We start from the raw sequence: 14823 nt of genomic DNA, 5'->3' as shown, positions 1-14823 counted from the left end.
GTCGGAGTGGCCGCCATGACAAAATGGCGAGCACCCGAACCGAAAAACGCGGGTTTGCCGAGGAGGGCACGGCAAACGGTTCCCGAAGAGGCGAGCCGAACGAGGACGACAGGTCCCGAGCCCTCAGAACGTCTGGGAGAGGAAACGCGACGGCCGCCCGCCTTGCAAAGGCGAGCGGCTACAAAAGCCAACTCGCAGACATTATTCAGCGATGACCGTTCCAAGAGTGTTGCTTGCAGTGACCGTCATAGCGCTGCTTTGCATGACTTTCGCGACCTTCAGGAGCGCTCCGATACGCACCTACGAGGCACTGACCTTGCAGCAGATGAACCAGTAAATCTCGAAAACCGAAAAGAATGAGGGCATCGGCCGCCGATCCAAACTCGACCGCCGGCTTGTTCGCCGTCGCCCCTGTTCATCCCGACCAACCCAAGGAGACCTTCCGACATGAAGCTTACGCTCGCCCTCGCCGTTACGATCCCGGCGCTCGTCCTCGTCCAGCCCGCCACCGCCGAGTCGTTCGGAAACCCGGTCGAGGCGCTATCCGCTAGCGCTCTTCCGACCAGCTACGCCCAGTACCGCCGCTTCGGTCATCGCCATCATCGCTATGGTCGGCATCACGGCTACCGGCGCGGCTACGGTTACCGCCGAGGACCGGGCTTGGGCGCGGCCGTGGGGGGCCTGGCCGCCGGGGCGCTCATCGGCGGCGCCATCGCCAACTCGCAGGCGCGAGCCGCTCAAGGTGCGGCGGACGCCGAGGCTGTCGCCGCCTGCGCCCGTCGGTTCCGCTCCTACGACGCGGCGAGCGGCACCTATCTCGGCAACGACGGCGCACGTCATCCCTGCCCCTGATCTCCTATTGAGACGAACGCGGACGGGGGATCCGGCTTCGCAAACGCGGAACGAACTCCCTCTCAGCAAACGGACCCGGCGGGCACGAGGTTCTCATCCCCTCCGCCCGTGCTGCACCCTCATCAAGAACGTCAGGACAGCACCATGAAGAACATCGTCCTTAGCACTCTCGCCGCCAGCGCCATGCTGGCAACTCCCGCTCTCGCACAGGACAAGCAGGCGCAACCTTCGAACGCGCAGACGGCCCCAATGAAGGCTCCCGCGGCGGGCACGGCGATGCCGGCGGCCGCGAACGGCGCCAGCGCAGCCTCGAACGGTGCGGTTGGCATGACGATGGCCGACACCGCGACCGTCAAGATCAGGTTCGTCAGCGCCAAGCCGGCCGAGGTGACCTCCTCGAAGGTCGTGGGTAAGAACCTCTACAACAAGCAGAACGAGACGGTCGGCGAAATCGAGGATCTCGTAATCGAGAACGGCAAGACGGTGACCGGCGTCGTCGTCAGCGTAGGCGGCTTTCTCGGCATGGGTGAGCGCTACGTGCTGGTCGACCCCTCGACCATTTTTCTCCACCGGGCCGATGGATCCCTGAAAGCTATGGTCGATGCCGATAAGGACACCGTCAAGAACGCGCCCGAGTTCAAGTACGACAAGAAAAACACCTAATACCCTGCGGCGGGGTCCCGGCCATCAGCGTCGGTTCCTCGCGCCGGTTTCACCGCCCACGAATGGCAGGCTCGGGCAGGTGCCGGAGCAACGGTCAAGCTCCGTCTCACCCGCGGAATGTCGGGGTGACCCTGACACGGGTCAGTGAGAACGGCATGCCCTGCGTAATCCGCTTGTCGAGCGATAGCGGTCGGGCGCTACTCAGCAAGGCTGAACAGAAGGTTCACGCCGGCTGGGAGAATAGCGCACATGCTCATGGACATCATCAAGCTTGGTGCCCGCGCCAGGATTGTCGGTCGCCCACGGGATGCCTGCCCGTACCCGGGCGACTCGCGTGAACGTCGGGCTTGGTTCGAGGGCTACGACGGATCCTCTTGGGAGATGGCGTCGCGGATGCCTCATCCCGCTCGGCTGCCCCCGGATAACGGCGCGTCCAGGTCCGGTGACGGTACAGCGGTCCAGTCCCCGCCGCTGGCTTCGGCTTGAGCCTGATATCGGAGCGGCGACCGAAGCCAAGTCAGCACCCAAGCCGTCCTTCCGCCGAGCCGGACCCGTGTCGGTGCTTCCCCCGACATGCGCAAGGCAGCAGCGACGGCTACACCTTTTCCGGCACGTACCCGGTCGCCGAGACGGCATGATCCGGCGGTAGGTCGGCCAGGTTCTCGGAGGCCAGCGAACGATGGGGAGGTCGAAACGATGCGACGCAAATCCCTGAATTCACTGAAGACCTGTTCCTTCGGTCGGCTAGAGCGGGTCGTGACAGTCTTGGTGGAAGCACAGCTGACGCGCGGAGCGCCGCCGCCACCGGACCTGATCGACCGGCTGCGGCGCATGGAGCGTAGCGTGCGGGAAGACCGGGGCGATCCCCAAACCATCCAGGTCATCGAGTCGGGACGCCGCCTCCTGGGTGACGCAAGCGAGCTCGCCTCGTCCGAACGGGATAGATCGTTGGAACTCAGAGCGTGGCCTGACGATCTGTTAGTGCCCTTCTCACGCCGTGGCTAGGATCAAACCTTCACCGCCGGTCGACGCTCAGGAGCAAAGCTGCGGGCTGAACGGCTCTGAGGCTGCGAGTGGTTCCCTGCCCGTCGGCAGCAGGCCTGGACGAGCGACCGCCGATGAACGAACGGAGATTAGGAGACCGCGATCGAACACCCGGAGACCCGTTAAGCCGCGGCAGCGGCCGCACCTTCGTCGCCCTGGCGTTCGCGGCCGCCATCCCGGTCCTGCTGCTCAGCGGCTGGGTCGCCACGCTGATGGCACAGCAGCAGCGCGACCTCACGCGGGAGGCTGCCGTCGCGAGCGCGACCCGCGTGGCCGAGCGCGTCACGTCCGACATCGCCGCCCATATCGCCGTGCTACAAGCCGAGGCCGCCTCGGCCAGTCTCGACCGGCCGGATCTCGCCGCCTTCTACGCCGAGGCCGAGCGCCTGAGGCAGGCACACCCCTTGTGGGACACCGTCGAACTCTCCAATCCCGACGGCGTGCAGGTCGTTAACCTACTCCGCACGCTCGACAAGGAGCTCGGCCCGACCGCCGACCGCAAGAGCTTTGATGCGGTCGTGCGGACCAAGCGTCCCGTGGTGGGGGGCATCGGACCGGTGGGCTCGATCTCGGGCAAGCGCCTCGTCGCCTTGCGGGTCCCGGTCATCCGGGATGGAACCTTGCGCTACGTCCTCTCGGTTGGGCTCGCCACCAACGCGGTCAGCTCGATCCTTCGCGACGCCGGCGCGCCGGAGGGCTGGGTCGGGACCATCGTGGACGCGGACGGGAACACGATCGCCCGCACCCGCGCCGAAGCGGAGGAACTCGGACATCCTGCAAACGCCGCCCTGCAAGCGGCCATCCGGAGCGCCCCGCAGGGCTTCTATACCGGATCGACACTGGAGGGCTCGAACGTCGAGGTCGTCTACCGCACCCTGAAGGATACCGGCGGCTGGTCGGTGCACTTCGGCATGCCGGCCGCCACGCTGAACGCGCCGGTCTCGCGGTCTTACCTCGTGCTCGCTGGCGGGAGCGTACTCAGCATCGGCCTCGGCCTCGCGCTGGTCGGGTTGGTGGGCCGAGACATGGCGCAGCGCCGGGCCGGCGAGCAGGCACGCTTCGCCCTGGCCCTGCGGTCGAGCGAGGAGCAGGGTGCCGTGGCGGTGGAGGCCGCGGAACTCGGCACCCTGCGGTGGGACACCGTGCGGGGAAGGGTGACCGGTTCCGCCCGGGCGGCACAGCTCCTTGCATGGAACGCGTCAGGTTCGCATGACAACGAGAACGAGGCGGACGCCCGGGAGATCCTGGACGTGGTCCACGCCGACGACCGGGAGCAGCTGACCGACGCCCTGCGGCACAGCCTAGCGGACGGCATGCCTCTCGACGTTGAGTTCCGGGTCGTCGCTCCGGGATCCAGCCCGCGCTGGATCCGGATGACCGGTCGCGTGCCGCAACTGAACAAGGAGACACCCGTTGGTCTGATCTACGGCGTCGTGGCAGACATCGAGCCGCGCAAGGCCGCCGAGGCAGAGCGCGCCGAACTTCTTCGCCGGCTCGGTGAGGCGCAGGAGAACGAACAGCGTCGGATCGCGCGCGAACTCCACGACCAGGTCGGTCAGACGGTCACTGGCCTGTCGCTTGGATTAAAGAGCCTGGAGCAGCTGCTCGGGGACGGGGCCCAGGGCGAGGTGGGCCGTCACGTTCAATGGCTGCAGTCGCTGGCCGGCGAGATCGGGCGCGACATCCATCGAGCCGCCGTCGACCTGCGCCCGACTGCGCTTGACGACCTCGGCCTGCGCGACGCTCTCGCCACCCTGCTGCGCCAGTGGACGCTGCGCCACGACATCCGCTCGGACTTCCAAGTTCTGGGCGAGAGCGTCCGCCTCCCGGCAGCCGTCGAGACCGCAATCTACCGGATCGTACAGGAGGCGCTGACCAACGTCATCAAGCACGCACAGGCCTCCACGGTCAGTGTGTCCGTCGAGCAGCGCCCGGAGGAGGTGCGGGTGATCATCGAGGATGACGGTGTCGGGTTCGACGGCGAGACGGTTCCCGAACCGCACGCGGACGGGATGTCGACCAAGCCTCGGCTGGGTCTCTCCGGCATCCGCGAGCGGTTGTCCTTGCTGCGGGGTGGCCTCACGCTTGAGTCGTCGCCGGGCTCCGGGACCACCCTGTTCGTTCGCATACCGTTCCCGCAGCAGCTTACCTGACGCAAAGGAAGAACCGCACCATGGACCCCATCCGCGTCGTCCTCGCCGACGACCACCCCATCGTCCTTGCCGGAATCAAGGCCCTCCTGAACGCCGACCCCGAGATCGAGCTCGCCGGCGAAGCAACGAATGGCGGGGAGGCTCTACCGATGATCCGTTCGCTCGTCCCTGACGTCGCCGTGCTCGACGTCTCCATGCCGGGGCTCAACGGCCTGGAACTGACGGAGCGGGTCGCGAAAGAGTGCCCGGCGACCCGGGTCCTCGTGCTTACGGTCCATGAGGATGCAGCCTACGTCCAGCCGCTGCTTCATGCTGGCGCCCGGGGCTACCTGTTGAAGCGCTCAGCCGCGGACGACCTTCTCCGCGCCGTCCGCGCAGTGGCAGCCGGTGGCGTCTACCTCGATCCCTCGATAGCTGGGCACGCCTTGGCGGACCCGTCCGCCGCAACCGGGAGCTCTGGCTCCGACGAGTCCGGGGAAGCGTTGAGCCCACGGGAGACGGAGGTGCTACGTCTGATCGCGCAGGGCTTCAGCAACAAGGAGATCGCGCGGCGCATCGACCTGAGCGTGAAGTCCGTCGAGACTTACAAGGCGCGCGCTGCCGAGAAGCTCGGGCTAAAGACGCGGGCCGAGATCATCCGTTACGGCGCCTCGCACGGTTGGCTCGACGCACTCACGCTGCGGTAGCACCTGCGAATGCCATCCCGTCACTGCCTGGAAGCCGTCATTTGATGCACGAGAAGTCCGCGCGTCGCGCGAGCGTACGGATGCTGGATAAGGGCTCATGCAGCAGAGCATCGCACCTCTTGTTCGCGAGGCCATGACACTCGACAGCATCGCCGACACCTTGGTGCGGGCTGCGACAGTTCCGGGGTGCACGCACAACCAAGCCGTGACCTGCAAGCTGCGGCGCATGAGCCGGGAGCTCCGCATCAAGGCGATGCTTAGGCGCGGTCGCGCGGCCGCGATCCTGGGGCGTGAGCTGCCGACAACTGGTGCTCCATGAGTATTGAGAGCCCGCGATGCCTTGAAACAAGCGGGCACGATGACACGCTCGATGCGGCTGACGCGCCCGTGGCGTTCGATACCGCGAGAGGTCCCTCAAGGAGCGTCGACCGCCTTTCGATTGCAGCTTCCTTGTCGGAGACCGGTTCGGTCGGAAGGCTTTTCATTTGCTGAGCTCGGCTTGGCGTAGGCATGGATCGCCAGCCCGACGGGCAATGACCCGCACGTCTCGCATTTGAGCCGAAGCGCGACCTCACCGATGTCGTCACCGCCATGGGCGCCCAACTCTGCCCAAGTCCTCTCGGTTCTCGCGTAACACCGGGGGCATCGCGGGATGCTGAGACCGCAATACCTCCGCTCACGCCAATCCGAGACAAGACGCCGTCGAGAAAGCCTGATTGCCAGTCTCATACCGTCTGTCCGTGCTGCTGATTACCGAAGGGGCCGGTGAACCATGGAGGACGATCAATGCATGTGACGCTTCCATGCACTCAGTCGGGCACACGGATAATAGGGTCGGGCTCACCCTGACAGAGGTACGCGGAAGGCCCTGACTGCTGTTTTTGCGTGCGACCGACCACCTTCCTGCCTGCGGTCGAAGCGGATCCCCTGTCCGCCATCAATAACACCGCTCAAGCAAAGCCACTCGTCTCCGACGCTGAACATCACTTCAATCTCGGCGGCAAACTCAGAAGGAGTTGGACATGAAGCTGCACCTCGTCGTCCTCTGCGCCACAGCACTCGCTTTTCCAGGCGCGGCATGGGCCCAATCGTCGAACACTCCCCCCAACCCGCCGAACCCGTCATCCGCTACCATGCCGAATAAGGGCGGCACTGATGGCCACGCATCGGCGGACAACCTGCTCACGACCAAGAAGCTGACGCAGGACCTGAAGAATGCCGGCTTCACCGACGTGAAGGTCGTCGCCCAGGCCTACGTGGTGCAGGCCAAGACGAAGGACGGCAATCCGGTCGTCATGACGCTCGGGCCGCATGGCTTCACCGCGTTCGAGGCCGTCGACGCGACGGGTAGCACGGGCAGGAAGGCCCAGGGAGACCAGCACGCGCTCGCCGTATCGCGGCTCAAGGACATGAACCTGTACAACGCCAACGGCGACATGCTCGGCGATGTCGAGCACGTCGTGTCGGACGGCCAAGGCCGCAACAGCATCGTGATCGGCAAGGGCGGCTTCCTCGGCCTCGGCGAGAAGCAGGTCGCGATCCCGCTGAGCAACGTCGTGATGCGTGGCGACCGCCTCGTCACCCGGGAACTGACCGACGAGCAGATCAAGGCGATGCCCGAGTGGAAGAAGGGCCAGCAGACCGACCTCGATCCCGGCAAGACTGTCCAGGTCCGCTCCGCCGGCTGAGCGCGACCTGACCGAAGGCCCGGCATCCAGACCCGTTCCTCCTTGGCCACCACGTCGCATCCGCGCGCCTGACGTCTTCTGGGCAAGCGTCGGGGATCTCGGGGCCGGCCTTCGGCCCGAGGAGGAGGCAGCCGCAAACGACGAAGCTGCTTCCACCACCCTTTCTTTGACTCGACAGGAGAAAATCCCATGACTCACGCAGCCATCAAGCGGGGCTTCGGCTTCAAGACTGGCCTCGCCGCCGGGATCATGTTGATCGTCCTGGCAACCCCCGCACTCGCCGTGTCCATCACCAACCAGAACACCAAGGAGCACACGGTCACCGTCGACCGCGGCGCAACGGAGAGCAACCAGAAGGTCTCCGCCGGCGACACGCTACGGATCGAGTGCCCGGAACGCTGCGGCTTCCGCGTGGTCGGGTCGGGTTACGGCCGGCAACCGAGCCCGGACGGCAAATTGGTCATCGACAAGGCCGGAATGCTGCGCTTCGCGGAGGAATCGACCTCCAACGGTTCGCGCTGAGGTGCTCGTGCCAGGTGGCGTGGTTCGTAGCTCCGCCGCCCCGCCCCGATCCACGCTGCAGGCCGATGAACGGCTGGACGTTGTCGGCAACGCCATCAAGCCTTCAGCAGGATCGGCGCGGCACCTGAGCCGTACAAGACGAATCTACCATATGACTTCTGACGACATGAGGCTGGGAGCAACCCAATGAAAGCTCTGACGTTCACCATTCCCTTGCTGCTGGCCATGACCGCACCGAGCCTCGCCGCGCCCTGCAGCACGGAAACGATGAAAACGAAGGACCCGACGCCCCAACATGTGAACCCGAAGAGTTCGGACGTCGATCAGTCGAGCAAGAACTTGGCCGGCGGCCAGCAGCCCGCCTCTCCCGGTACTGTGGGAGCGATGAACGCTGCTGGCGCCAACCAGAAACTGGGCGAGAAGCCCGGCTCGGAATCCAATATCAACCAGGGTGCGGGCGTGGGCACGTCCAGCAAAAACCTCGCGGGCGGTTCGCAGCCGGCTTCGCCGGGCACCGTCGGTGCCCTGAACAATGCAGGGGCGGACCAGAAGCTCGGTGACCAGGTGAGCAAGACCGACGGTTGCTGAGCACATCGCGCGCCCCCTAGGCTTGGCCGACGGCAGGCCTCGTCAAGCTTCATCTCGCCCATGGCGAAGGTGACCCGAGCCTGCACCCGCATGAATTCGGACTGGCCTCGGGGGCGAGTCTCGCATTATTCATCCGCCTCCTCTCGGGCCAGTCCGACACGCTTGAGGGCCGTGACCAGAACCAGGATGGCGAGCCCGAACCCCATCGCCGCCGCGAGAAGCGTGAACTGCGCCGCGCCAGCAACGATGCCGGTGGATGCCGCCAGCCAGATGCTAGCGGCTGTGGTGAGGTTCCTAACTCTGCGCGCGGGGTCACCCCCGGCGACGAAGATCGTGCCGGCGGCGATGAAGCCGATGGCCTGAGCGAGCCCCTGGATGACGCGCAGAGGGTCCGCATCCCCGCCGCGCGCCTGCACCTCGGAGTAGAGGCTTAGCGCGGAGGTGGTGATGACCGCCGAACTCAAGGAGACGAGGGCGTGGGTGCGGATGCCGGCATCCTTACCCTTGCGCTCCCGCTCCAAGCCGAGCAGCAAGCCGCCGGCGGTCGCCGCACCGAGCCGGAGCAGGATGTCGGTGAGTGAGATGGCGGTGGCATCAAGCAGCATCGGATGGTTCACGGTCCATGAGTTGTGGAGCCTGAAAGTGCCTCCTGGTACGAGTCCCAAGTCCCAAGCCTCGGGACCAGCGGTCAGTCGCGCGGATGCCTAGGTATAGCCGCCAGCATGACTCCTGCACCCGTCAGCATGCAGGCAATGGAGCCCGCGAGCACGCCGATCTTGACCTCGGCCTCCAGCGCGGGCGCGTCCGCGAAGGCGAGCAGGCCGATGAACAGGCTCATGGTGAAGCCGACCCCGCACAGGAGCGCGACAGCGTAAACCTGTGCCCAGCCGGCATGGGCCGGGCGTTGCGCCAATCCGAGCTTCACCGCGACGAGCACGAGGCCGAACACGCCGACCTGCTTACCAAGGAACAGGCCAAGCGCGACGCCTAAAGTCACTGGGTCAAGCAGCATCCGCGCCTCGAAACCCGCAAGCGACACCCCGGCGTTGGCGAAACCGAAGACCGGCAGGATCAGGTAGGCCGACCAGGGATGGATCGCGTGTTCCAGCACGTGCAGCGGCGAGGATGGGTCGTCCGGCCTGCCCGCGCTCAGCCGCAGCGGGACGGTCATGGCCAGAAGCACCCCGGCGACCGTGGCGTGCACCCCCGACTTGAGCACGAAGAACCAGAGCACGATGCCAAACAGGAGGTAGGGCCAGAGCCGGGCCACGCCGGCCTTGTTGAGCCCGACGAGCACCGCGAACGTCACCGCGGCGCCGGCCAGCATCGGAAGCGACAGGTTGGCAGTGTAAAACAGGGCGATGATCAGTACCGCCCCGAGATCGTCGATAATGGCGAGCGCGGTCAGGAACACCTTGAGCGAGACCGGCACGCGCGGGCCCAGCAGGGCGAGCACGCCGAGCGCGAAAGCAATGTCGGTGGCCGCCGGGATCGCCCAGCCCCGCAGCGTCCCGGGCGATTGCCAGTTCACCGCTGCGTAGACGAAGGCAGGAGCCGCCATGCCACCGAGCGCGGCCAGCCCCGGCAGCACCCGGTCGGGCCACGTGCGCAGCTGCCCGTCCAGCACCTCGCGCTTGATCTCCAACCCAACGAGCAGGAAGAACACCGCCATCAGGGCGTCGTTGATCCAGTGCAGCACCGAGAGCGGGCCGATATATGCCTTCAGGGCGGCGAAGTAGGTGTCCGCTAGGGGCGAGTTCGCCACCGCGAGGGCGAGTGCCGCGCTCGCCATCAGGACGAGGCCGCCACCGGCCTCGCTGACGAGCATGTCGCGCAGGGCGGAGAGTGGACGGCGGCGAGGCCGGGCAACGGCATGGGGGGAGGACGACACGGACGCGGGTCTCCGGCACTGGCGGCCCGACCAGCGCTCGTCCTGCCGGTCCGACCGACGGACCGCGCACCCTCTCGCGGGCTATCGCACCGAAGTCCGGCAGGCACAACATGCACCTCCCCGGCTCAACGAGACAGCCGCAGTAGCCGTCATTCCGTTCAGATTGCCGGAACCGTGGCGGCGATACGGGTTTCGGCACCCGAATTCCCCGAGCGAGCGTTTCCTGGCGCATGAGACACCTGACCGAGCGGCTTCGGGGCCTGTACGAGGGCGACACCGACCGCGCCCACCGCTTCCGCTACGGCCTCGTCGCCTTCGACCTCGCCACGCTCCTGTTCATCGTCGTCTCCTCGTTCATGCCCCATGAGCCGCTGGTCGAGGGCGTCGACGTGCTGATCGGGGTAGCGGTCACCGCGGACTTCCTGTCGCGGCTGGCCATCTGCCCGCGGCCTGCTCGCGAGTTCCTGCGCCCGACCACATGGGCCGACCTCGCCGCTATCGCCTCCTTCCTGGCGCCTATCGTCGGCGAGGGCGCGGGCTTCCTGCGCATACTGCGCACCCTGCGACTGCTGCGCACCTACCAACTGCTCGACCGGCTCCGCGCTGACTTCCCATTCTTCCGGCGCAACGAGGAGGTGATCATCGCGGCGGTGAACCTCGCGGTGTTCGTGTTCGTGATGACCGGCATCGTCTATGCCACGCAGCACGGGCGCAACCCCGCCATCGGCAACTACGTCGACGCGCTCTACTTCACGGTCACATCCCTGACCACGACCGGTTACGGCGACGTCACCTTGCATGGCACGGGCGGTCGCCTGATCTCGGTCGTGGTGATGATCTGCGGCGTCACGCTGTTCCTGCGCCTGGCCCAGGTGCTGTTCCGGCCCTACAAGGTGCGCTTTCCCTGCCCGAACTGCGGGTTGCAGCGCCACGAGCCGGACTCGGTGCACTGCAAGGCCTGCGGTACCACCCTGAACATTCCAAATGAGGGCGCGTACTGAGGTGCGGGGAACAGCCGAGCTCAGCCGTTCGTTGGGTCCGCATGAGGTTCCTGACGACGCTCCTGACCGCGACGGCCGTATGCGCGGCCATGTTGGCAGCCGCCGCTTACCGGGTGGGCGACCTGCCCGCGCCCGAACCCTGGGCGGGCCTCACGACAGCGACCGTGCTCGGCAGCAACGGGACGGCCGACGGCGGGGGAGCATCCGGTTCGCCACTCGACCGACACGCCCTCGGCACACTGGTGGACGAGGCTTCCCGCGCGGACCGTGACAGCGCTCATGTCGGTGGCTCTCGGGGCTGATCACCACCGCAGGTGCCGGTCACGTCGACCGAGATGACGCGAGAACATGCATCGCCGGCAGAGGGCGCCACGGCGAGGGCGTGGAGCCGGTGAAAATCCACTGAGGCCAGATCGCTCAATGGTATGTGGCCAGCATCCAGAAAGCCATGGCGACCATCATCATGTTTTCTGTCAGCGAAACGAAGCCGAGCGGCACATTGCCCGACCCGCCGACGCAGGCGCATTTGATCTCGCGCTTGTCGACGTAGACCGCCTTGAACACCGAGACCGCGCCGACAGTACCGATGAACAGGGCAACCGGGATCGACAGCCAGTTCAAGGCGCCAGCGGCCATCAGGATGCCGGCGAGCGCCTCGCAGAACGGGTAGGCGTAGGCGTAGCGCACCCAGCGTCGGGCGAGCAGGTCGTAGCCCAGGAACATGGACGAAAAGGTCTCGATGTTCTGCAGCTTCAGAATGGCCAGCACGCACATGCTGAAGGCGATGAACCATTCGCCCGCCCGCACCGTGACGGGCGTCCCGTATGCGGCGTAGCTCGCCGCCAGCGCCATGAGCGCAGTCATGGCGAACACGGCCACCACGGGGGTGTAGCTCGTCGCGTTCGGGTCCTTCACGTCCTTGCCGAGATGGCAGCGCAGGTCGTCGTAGCCACCGATGCGCTGTCCGCCGATGAAGGTCTGCGGCGTGGTCTTCACGTCGTGCTCGGCCTTGAAGTCGTCGGTCTCCTCGCGCGTGGTCAGCCAGTGGTCGTCGACCGTGAAGCCCTCCCGTTCGAGCAAGTCCTTGGTCTTCAGGCCGTAGGGGCAGACGTGTTTCCTCATTACCATGCGGTAGACGGTCGCCCTGCGGGTGGTGTCGAGCATGGATCGGCTCCTCGTTGCCGGTGGTCCCGTTCGAGGGACAACCGGCGAACCGTCGGATTAGGCACGGGCGGAGGTGACGCGCCCGCCGGTTCGGCCCAGATGGTCCGTGGGGATCCGTGTCATTCAGCCGGCCAGGTTGGCCGCTGCCAGCAGGCAGAGGCCCGCGAGCAGGGACGTCGCGACGACGGCCAGGACCACATCGGACGCGCGCGGCGTCGCAGGGCGTGGCCCGAAGGTGAGTTGCCGCCAGCGGCCTTTGCGAAGCATGGGACGGGACATGAGGGGTCTCCTTCGCCCGGCTAGCTCCGGGGCATGCGAATCGGGCTGTATTGTCGGCGCTCGCGAACGACTGGCTTCAGAACGCGAGGAGACCGGCCAGGCCGTTGAGTAGGAGCAGACCCACCGCGGTCCCGCACGCGGCCCACAGCGGCCATGGGATGGCGGTGCCGCCGTTGTCGTTCGCCGGACCCGGCAGCTCGCTCGGCCAGCGCCGCCACCGTCGGCAGGTCGACGGGGCCTGCAGGACCGACGGGCCCGATCCGTCGTCATGGCGATGGCGACACGACATGACCGGGATATCGTGTGCCGTGGTCGCCCGTGACAAGGCCACCGAGGACGCACCGGAGATCGGCGTCGGCCGATGCCAGGCCGCCGCCGAGGCGTGCCCAGTCCTCGACGGACCCGTCCGCCGGGACCGTCGGCACCTGGGTGTCGCCCGCGCCGACCGCGCTTCCTGTATCTGCCCGTCTTCCCCAAACGAGCCGAGCCTTCCGAACGATGGCTGTCCTCATGTCTCTTCCTTGTCCCTGCGACCGGGGCGGACGGGCACCGCCGCCCGCACGATGGCGGCAGGGTCGGCGGCTCCGGTTTAAGCTTTCGCGAGCCAAACCGGCCGCGCAAGCCGCCTCCGAGGACGCGCCCTGTGGCGTGTCAGGTTTGTCCCGACAGGAATGCGGTCTTCTCCGACTGCGCGCCCATCCCAGGCGCCACAGATCACCCGGTGAGCGGGGAGGAAGGAACGCCGAGCCCGAGCGTTCCCGGCGTTCCGGCGCGGCGACGTCCGGTCTGCGGCCAGGCGATTGGCCACCCCGTCGAACCCGTCACGGTCGTGGCCCGCAAGGGTCAGCCACCACCATCACGGAGCTGAAACCCGATGAAACGTGTCGCACTGGCCCTCGCGGCCGTATCGAGCCTGATGCTGTTCTCGCCGTCGAGCGAGGCGCGGCCCTTCGGCAGGGGCCATGGCTTCCACCACGGCGGCTTCGCCGGCCACCACGGCGGCTTCCGGGGCGTTCGTCACGGCTTCCGCGGATACCGTTCGGTCGGCTTTCGTGGCTATCGCCGCGGCTTCGGCGGCTACCGTCGCGTCGGCTTCGGAGGTCCGCGCTACGGCTACGGGCGCCGCTACGGCTACCGCCGCGGCTATCCCGGCCTCGGCCTGGCGGCCGGTCTCGGGCTCGGCCTCGCCGCGGCCATCGTCAGGCCCGCCTACTACGGCGGTTACGGGTACGGATACCGCTACGCCCCGGTCGGCTACGGGTACGGCTACGGCGTTCGTCGACCCTACTACGGCTGCGGCTACTAAATCCCTCCGTTCTGCGGACACGATTACCCGAACCCTGGCGGCCCGTCCGCCAGGGACACCATCCCGACACGACTGAGGTGAACCCATGAAGACGCCGCTCGCCACCACCCTCGTCGCCGGTGCCCTGCTCGCCAGCCCCGCGCTTGCCCAGGACAAGGCGGCGCAGCCCTCCGCCGACGCCCAGACCAACCAGATGAAGTCGCCGCCGGCCGGCACCGCGATGCCGACCCCGGCCGGCGGCATGGGCGGCATGACCATGGCCGACACCGCGACCGCCAAGATTAAGTTCGTCACCGCCAAGCCGGCCGAGGTGACCTCATCGAAGCTCGTCGGCAAGAACCTCTACAACAACAAGAACGAGACCATCGGCGAGGTCGAGGATCTCGTCATCGACAACGGCAAGACGGTCACCGGCGTCGTCGTCAGCGTCGGCGGCTTCCTCGGCATGGGCGAGCGCTACGTGCTGGTCGACCCCTCGTCGATCTTCCTGCACAAGGCGGACGGTAAGCTCAAGGCGATGGTCGACACCGACAAGGACGCGCTCAAGAATGCGCCCGAGTTCAAGTACAACAAGAACTCTTGACCCCCGGCGCGTGGTCCCGTGTCCGCGGGGCCACGCCCAAGCATTCCGGCACCCGGGCAGTGTCAGGACGAGCCTGACAGGTGTCGGTGAGAACGGCGACGCCCGGCCAAACCGCTTGTCGCCCGCCAGGATACGGGCGCATCTCGAAGCCGCTTCGTAAACGTCGACGTGGTGGAGAGAGCGGCGATGATCATGGACGTCATCAAGCAGGGTTCCCGCGCCCGGGCCCTCGGGCGCCCGCGGGATGCCTGCCCCCACCCGGCGGACTCGCGCGAGCGCCGGGCTTGGTACGAGGGTTACGACGGATCGACCTGGGACTTCGCCGAGCGGGTTCCCCATCCGGCCGTGGTCGCCCGCGGCCCGGCGGCCCGGAACGGGGCGGTTGACCCGACCTTGGGCTAAG

At 66.9% G+C, this 14823-nt stretch carries 17 protein-coding genes; 13 read left to right on the top strand and 4 right to left on the bottom strand.

Going from position 1 to position 14823, the window contains the following annotated elements:
- The first annotated feature begins 447 nt into the window (after positions 1-447).
- From HNR00_RS15335 to HNR00_RS15300, 9 genes are all read left to right on the top strand, one after another.
- Complete coding sequence (locus HNR00_RS15335) at positions 448-852, top strand: BA14K family protein (RefSeq protein ID WP_183570803.1); 405 nt, start codon at positions 448-450, stop codon at positions 850-852.
- 144 nt (positions 853-996) lie between these two features.
- Positions 997-1515, top strand: coding sequence for a PRC-barrel domain-containing protein (locus HNR00_RS15330; protein WP_183570800.1), 519 nt, complete (start codon positions 997-999; stop codon positions 1513-1515).
- 249 nt (positions 1516-1764) lie between these two features.
- Positions 1765-2001, top strand: coding sequence for a ribosome modulation factor (locus tag HNR00_RS26055; RefSeq protein ID WP_376770388.1), 237 nt, complete (start codon positions 1765-1767; stop codon positions 1999-2001).
- A gap of 632 nt (positions 2002-2633) precedes the next feature.
- Positions 2634-4712: a sensor histidine kinase gene (locus HNR00_RS15325; protein ID WP_183570798.1), complete on the top strand. Its 2079-nt coding sequence runs from the start codon at positions 2634-2636 to the stop codon at positions 4710-4712.
- A 20-nt stretch (positions 4713-4732) separates the two neighbouring features.
- Positions 4733-5398 (top strand): response regulator transcription factor, encoded by a 666-nt coding sequence (locus HNR00_RS15320; RefSeq protein WP_183570796.1) that lies wholly within the window; start codon positions 4733-4735, stop codon positions 5396-5398.
- A 97-nt stretch (positions 5399-5495) separates the two neighbouring features.
- Positions 5496-5717, top strand: a complete 222-nt coding sequence (locus HNR00_RS15315; RefSeq protein ID WP_183570794.1) for a hypothetical protein — start codon at positions 5496-5498, stop codon at positions 5715-5717.
- A 703-nt stretch (positions 5718-6420) separates the two neighbouring features.
- Positions 6421-7086: a PRC-barrel domain-containing protein gene (locus HNR00_RS15310; RefSeq protein ID WP_183570792.1), complete on the top strand. Its 666-nt coding sequence runs from the start codon at positions 6421-6423 to the stop codon at positions 7084-7086.
- 189 nt (positions 7087-7275) lie between these two features.
- The gene (locus HNR00_RS15305) at positions 7276-7608 is read left to right on the top strand and encodes a hypothetical protein (protein WP_183570790.1); all 333 of its coding nucleotides are present in this window, start codon (positions 7276-7278) and stop codon (positions 7606-7608) included.
- Between the two features lie 186 nt (positions 7609-7794).
- A complete protein-coding gene (locus HNR00_RS15300; protein ID WP_183570788.1) occupies positions 7795-8196 on the top strand; it encodes an exopolysaccharide production protein YjbE in 402 nt (133 codons plus the stop codon).
- A gap of 125 nt (positions 8197-8321) precedes the next feature.
- On the opposite strand, the gene HNR00_RS15295 is transcribed toward HNR00_RS15300, so the two are convergent.
- A complete protein-coding gene (locus HNR00_RS15295) occupies positions 8322-8801 on the bottom strand; it encodes an MgtC/SapB family protein (RefSeq protein ID WP_183570786.1) in 480 nt (159 codons plus the stop codon).
- An 83-nt stretch (positions 8802-8884) separates the two neighbouring features.
- Positions 8885-10087 carry a Na+/H+ antiporter NhaA gene (gene nhaA / locus HNR00_RS15290; RefSeq protein WP_183570784.1) on the bottom strand — a complete coding sequence of 401 codons (1203 nt, stop codon included), beginning with the start codon at positions 10085-10087 and terminating at the stop codon, positions 8885-8887.
- A gap of 230 nt (positions 10088-10317) precedes the next feature.
- Here nhaA and HNR00_RS15285 point away from each other — a divergent pair, with 230 nt between their 5' ends.
- Positions 10318-11088: a potassium channel family protein gene (locus HNR00_RS15285; RefSeq protein WP_183570782.1), complete on the top strand. Its 771-nt coding sequence runs from the start codon at positions 10318-10320 to the stop codon at positions 11086-11088.
- A 417-nt stretch (positions 11089-11505) separates the two neighbouring features.
- On the opposite strand, the gene HNR00_RS15280 is transcribed toward HNR00_RS15285, so the two are convergent.
- Together HNR00_RS15280 and HNR00_RS15275 are read right to left on the bottom strand one after the other, a co-directional pair.
- Positions 11506-12252 (bottom strand): MauE/DoxX family redox-associated membrane protein, encoded by a 747-nt coding sequence (locus HNR00_RS15280; protein WP_183570780.1) that lies wholly within the window; start codon positions 12250-12252, stop codon positions 11506-11508.
- A 123-nt stretch (positions 12253-12375) separates the two neighbouring features.
- A complete protein-coding gene (locus HNR00_RS15275; RefSeq protein WP_183570777.1) occupies positions 12376-12531 on the bottom strand; it encodes a hypothetical protein in 156 nt (51 codons plus the stop codon).
- 874 nt (positions 12532-13405) lie between these two features.
- On the opposite strand from HNR00_RS15275, the gene HNR00_RS15270 reads away from it, so the two are divergent.
- The 3 genes from HNR00_RS15270 (at position 13406) to HNR00_RS15260 (ending at position 14822) form a co-directional block, all read left to right on the top strand.
- Positions 13406-13837: a hypothetical protein gene (locus HNR00_RS15270; RefSeq protein WP_183570775.1), complete on the top strand. Its 432-nt coding sequence runs from the start codon at positions 13406-13408 to the stop codon at positions 13835-13837.
- Positions 13838-13922: 85 nt separating this feature from the next.
- On the top strand, positions 13923-14420 hold the full coding sequence (locus tag HNR00_RS15265; RefSeq protein WP_183570773.1) for a PRC-barrel domain-containing protein: 498 nt from the start codon (positions 13923-13925) through the stop codon (positions 14418-14420).
- Between the two features lie 186 nt (positions 14421-14606).
- Positions 14607-14822, top strand: a complete 216-nt coding sequence (locus HNR00_RS15260; protein WP_183570771.1) for a ribosome modulation factor — start codon at positions 14607-14609, stop codon at positions 14820-14822.
- The last annotated feature ends 1 nt before the right edge of the window (position 14823 follow it).

Origin of the sequence: Methylorubrum rhodinum, assembly GCF_014199935.1 — a bacterium.
Lineage (GTDB): Bacteria > Pseudomonadota > Alphaproteobacteria > Rhizobiales > Beijerinckiaceae > Methylobacterium > Methylobacterium rhodinum.
This window is presented reverse-complemented; position numbering and strand designations above follow the sequence as displayed.

Coding starts and splice junctions, on each gene's coding strand:
- HNR00_RS15335 (WP_183570803.1), top strand. CDS start 448: ATGAAGCTTACGCTCGCCCTCGCCGTTACGATCCCGGCGCTCGTCCTC.
- HNR00_RS15330 (WP_183570800.1), top strand. CDS start 997: ATGAAGAACATCGTCCTTAGCACTCTCGCCGCCAGCGCCATGCTGGCA.
- HNR00_RS26055 (WP_376770388.1), top strand. CDS start 1,765: ATGCTCATGGACATCATCAAGCTTGGTGCCCGCGCCAGGATTGTCGGT.
- HNR00_RS15325 (WP_183570798.1), top strand. CDS start 2,634: ATGAACGAACGGAGATTAGGAGACCGCGATCGAACACCCGGAGACCCG.
- HNR00_RS15320 (WP_183570796.1), top strand. CDS start 4,733: ATGGACCCCATCCGCGTCGTCCTCGCCGACGACCACCCCATCGTCCTT.
- HNR00_RS15315 (WP_183570794.1), top strand. CDS start 5,496: ATGCAGCAGAGCATCGCACCTCTTGTTCGCGAGGCCATGACACTCGAC.
- HNR00_RS15310 (WP_183570792.1), top strand. CDS start 6,421: ATGAAGCTGCACCTCGTCGTCCTCTGCGCCACAGCACTCGCTTTTCCA.
- HNR00_RS15305 (WP_183570790.1), top strand. CDS start 7,276: ATGACTCACGCAGCCATCAAGCGGGGCTTCGGCTTCAAGACTGGCCTC.
- HNR00_RS15300 (WP_183570788.1), top strand. CDS start 7,795: ATGAAAGCTCTGACGTTCACCATTCCCTTGCTGCTGGCCATGACCGCA.
- HNR00_RS15295 (WP_183570786.1), bottom strand. CDS start 8,801: ATGCTGCTTGATGCCACCGCCATCTCACTCACCGACATCCTGCTCCGG.
- HNR00_RS15285 (WP_183570782.1), top strand. CDS start 10,318: ATGAGACACCTGACCGAGCGGCTTCGGGGCCTGTACGAGGGCGACACC.
- HNR00_RS15280 (WP_183570780.1), bottom strand. CDS start 12,252: ATGCTCGACACCACCCGCAGGGCGACCGTCTACCGCATGGTAATGAGG.
- HNR00_RS15275 (WP_183570777.1), bottom strand. CDS start 12,531: ATGTCCCGTCCCATGCTTCGCAAAGGCCGCTGGCGGCAACTCACCTTC.
- HNR00_RS15270 (WP_183570775.1), top strand. CDS start 13,406: ATGAAACGTGTCGCACTGGCCCTCGCGGCCGTATCGAGCCTGATGCTG.
- HNR00_RS15265 (WP_183570773.1), top strand. CDS start 13,923: ATGAAGACGCCGCTCGCCACCACCCTCGTCGCCGGTGCCCTGCTCGCC.
- HNR00_RS15260 (WP_183570771.1), top strand. CDS start 14,607: ATGATCATGGACGTCATCAAGCAGGGTTCCCGCGCCCGGGCCCTCGGG.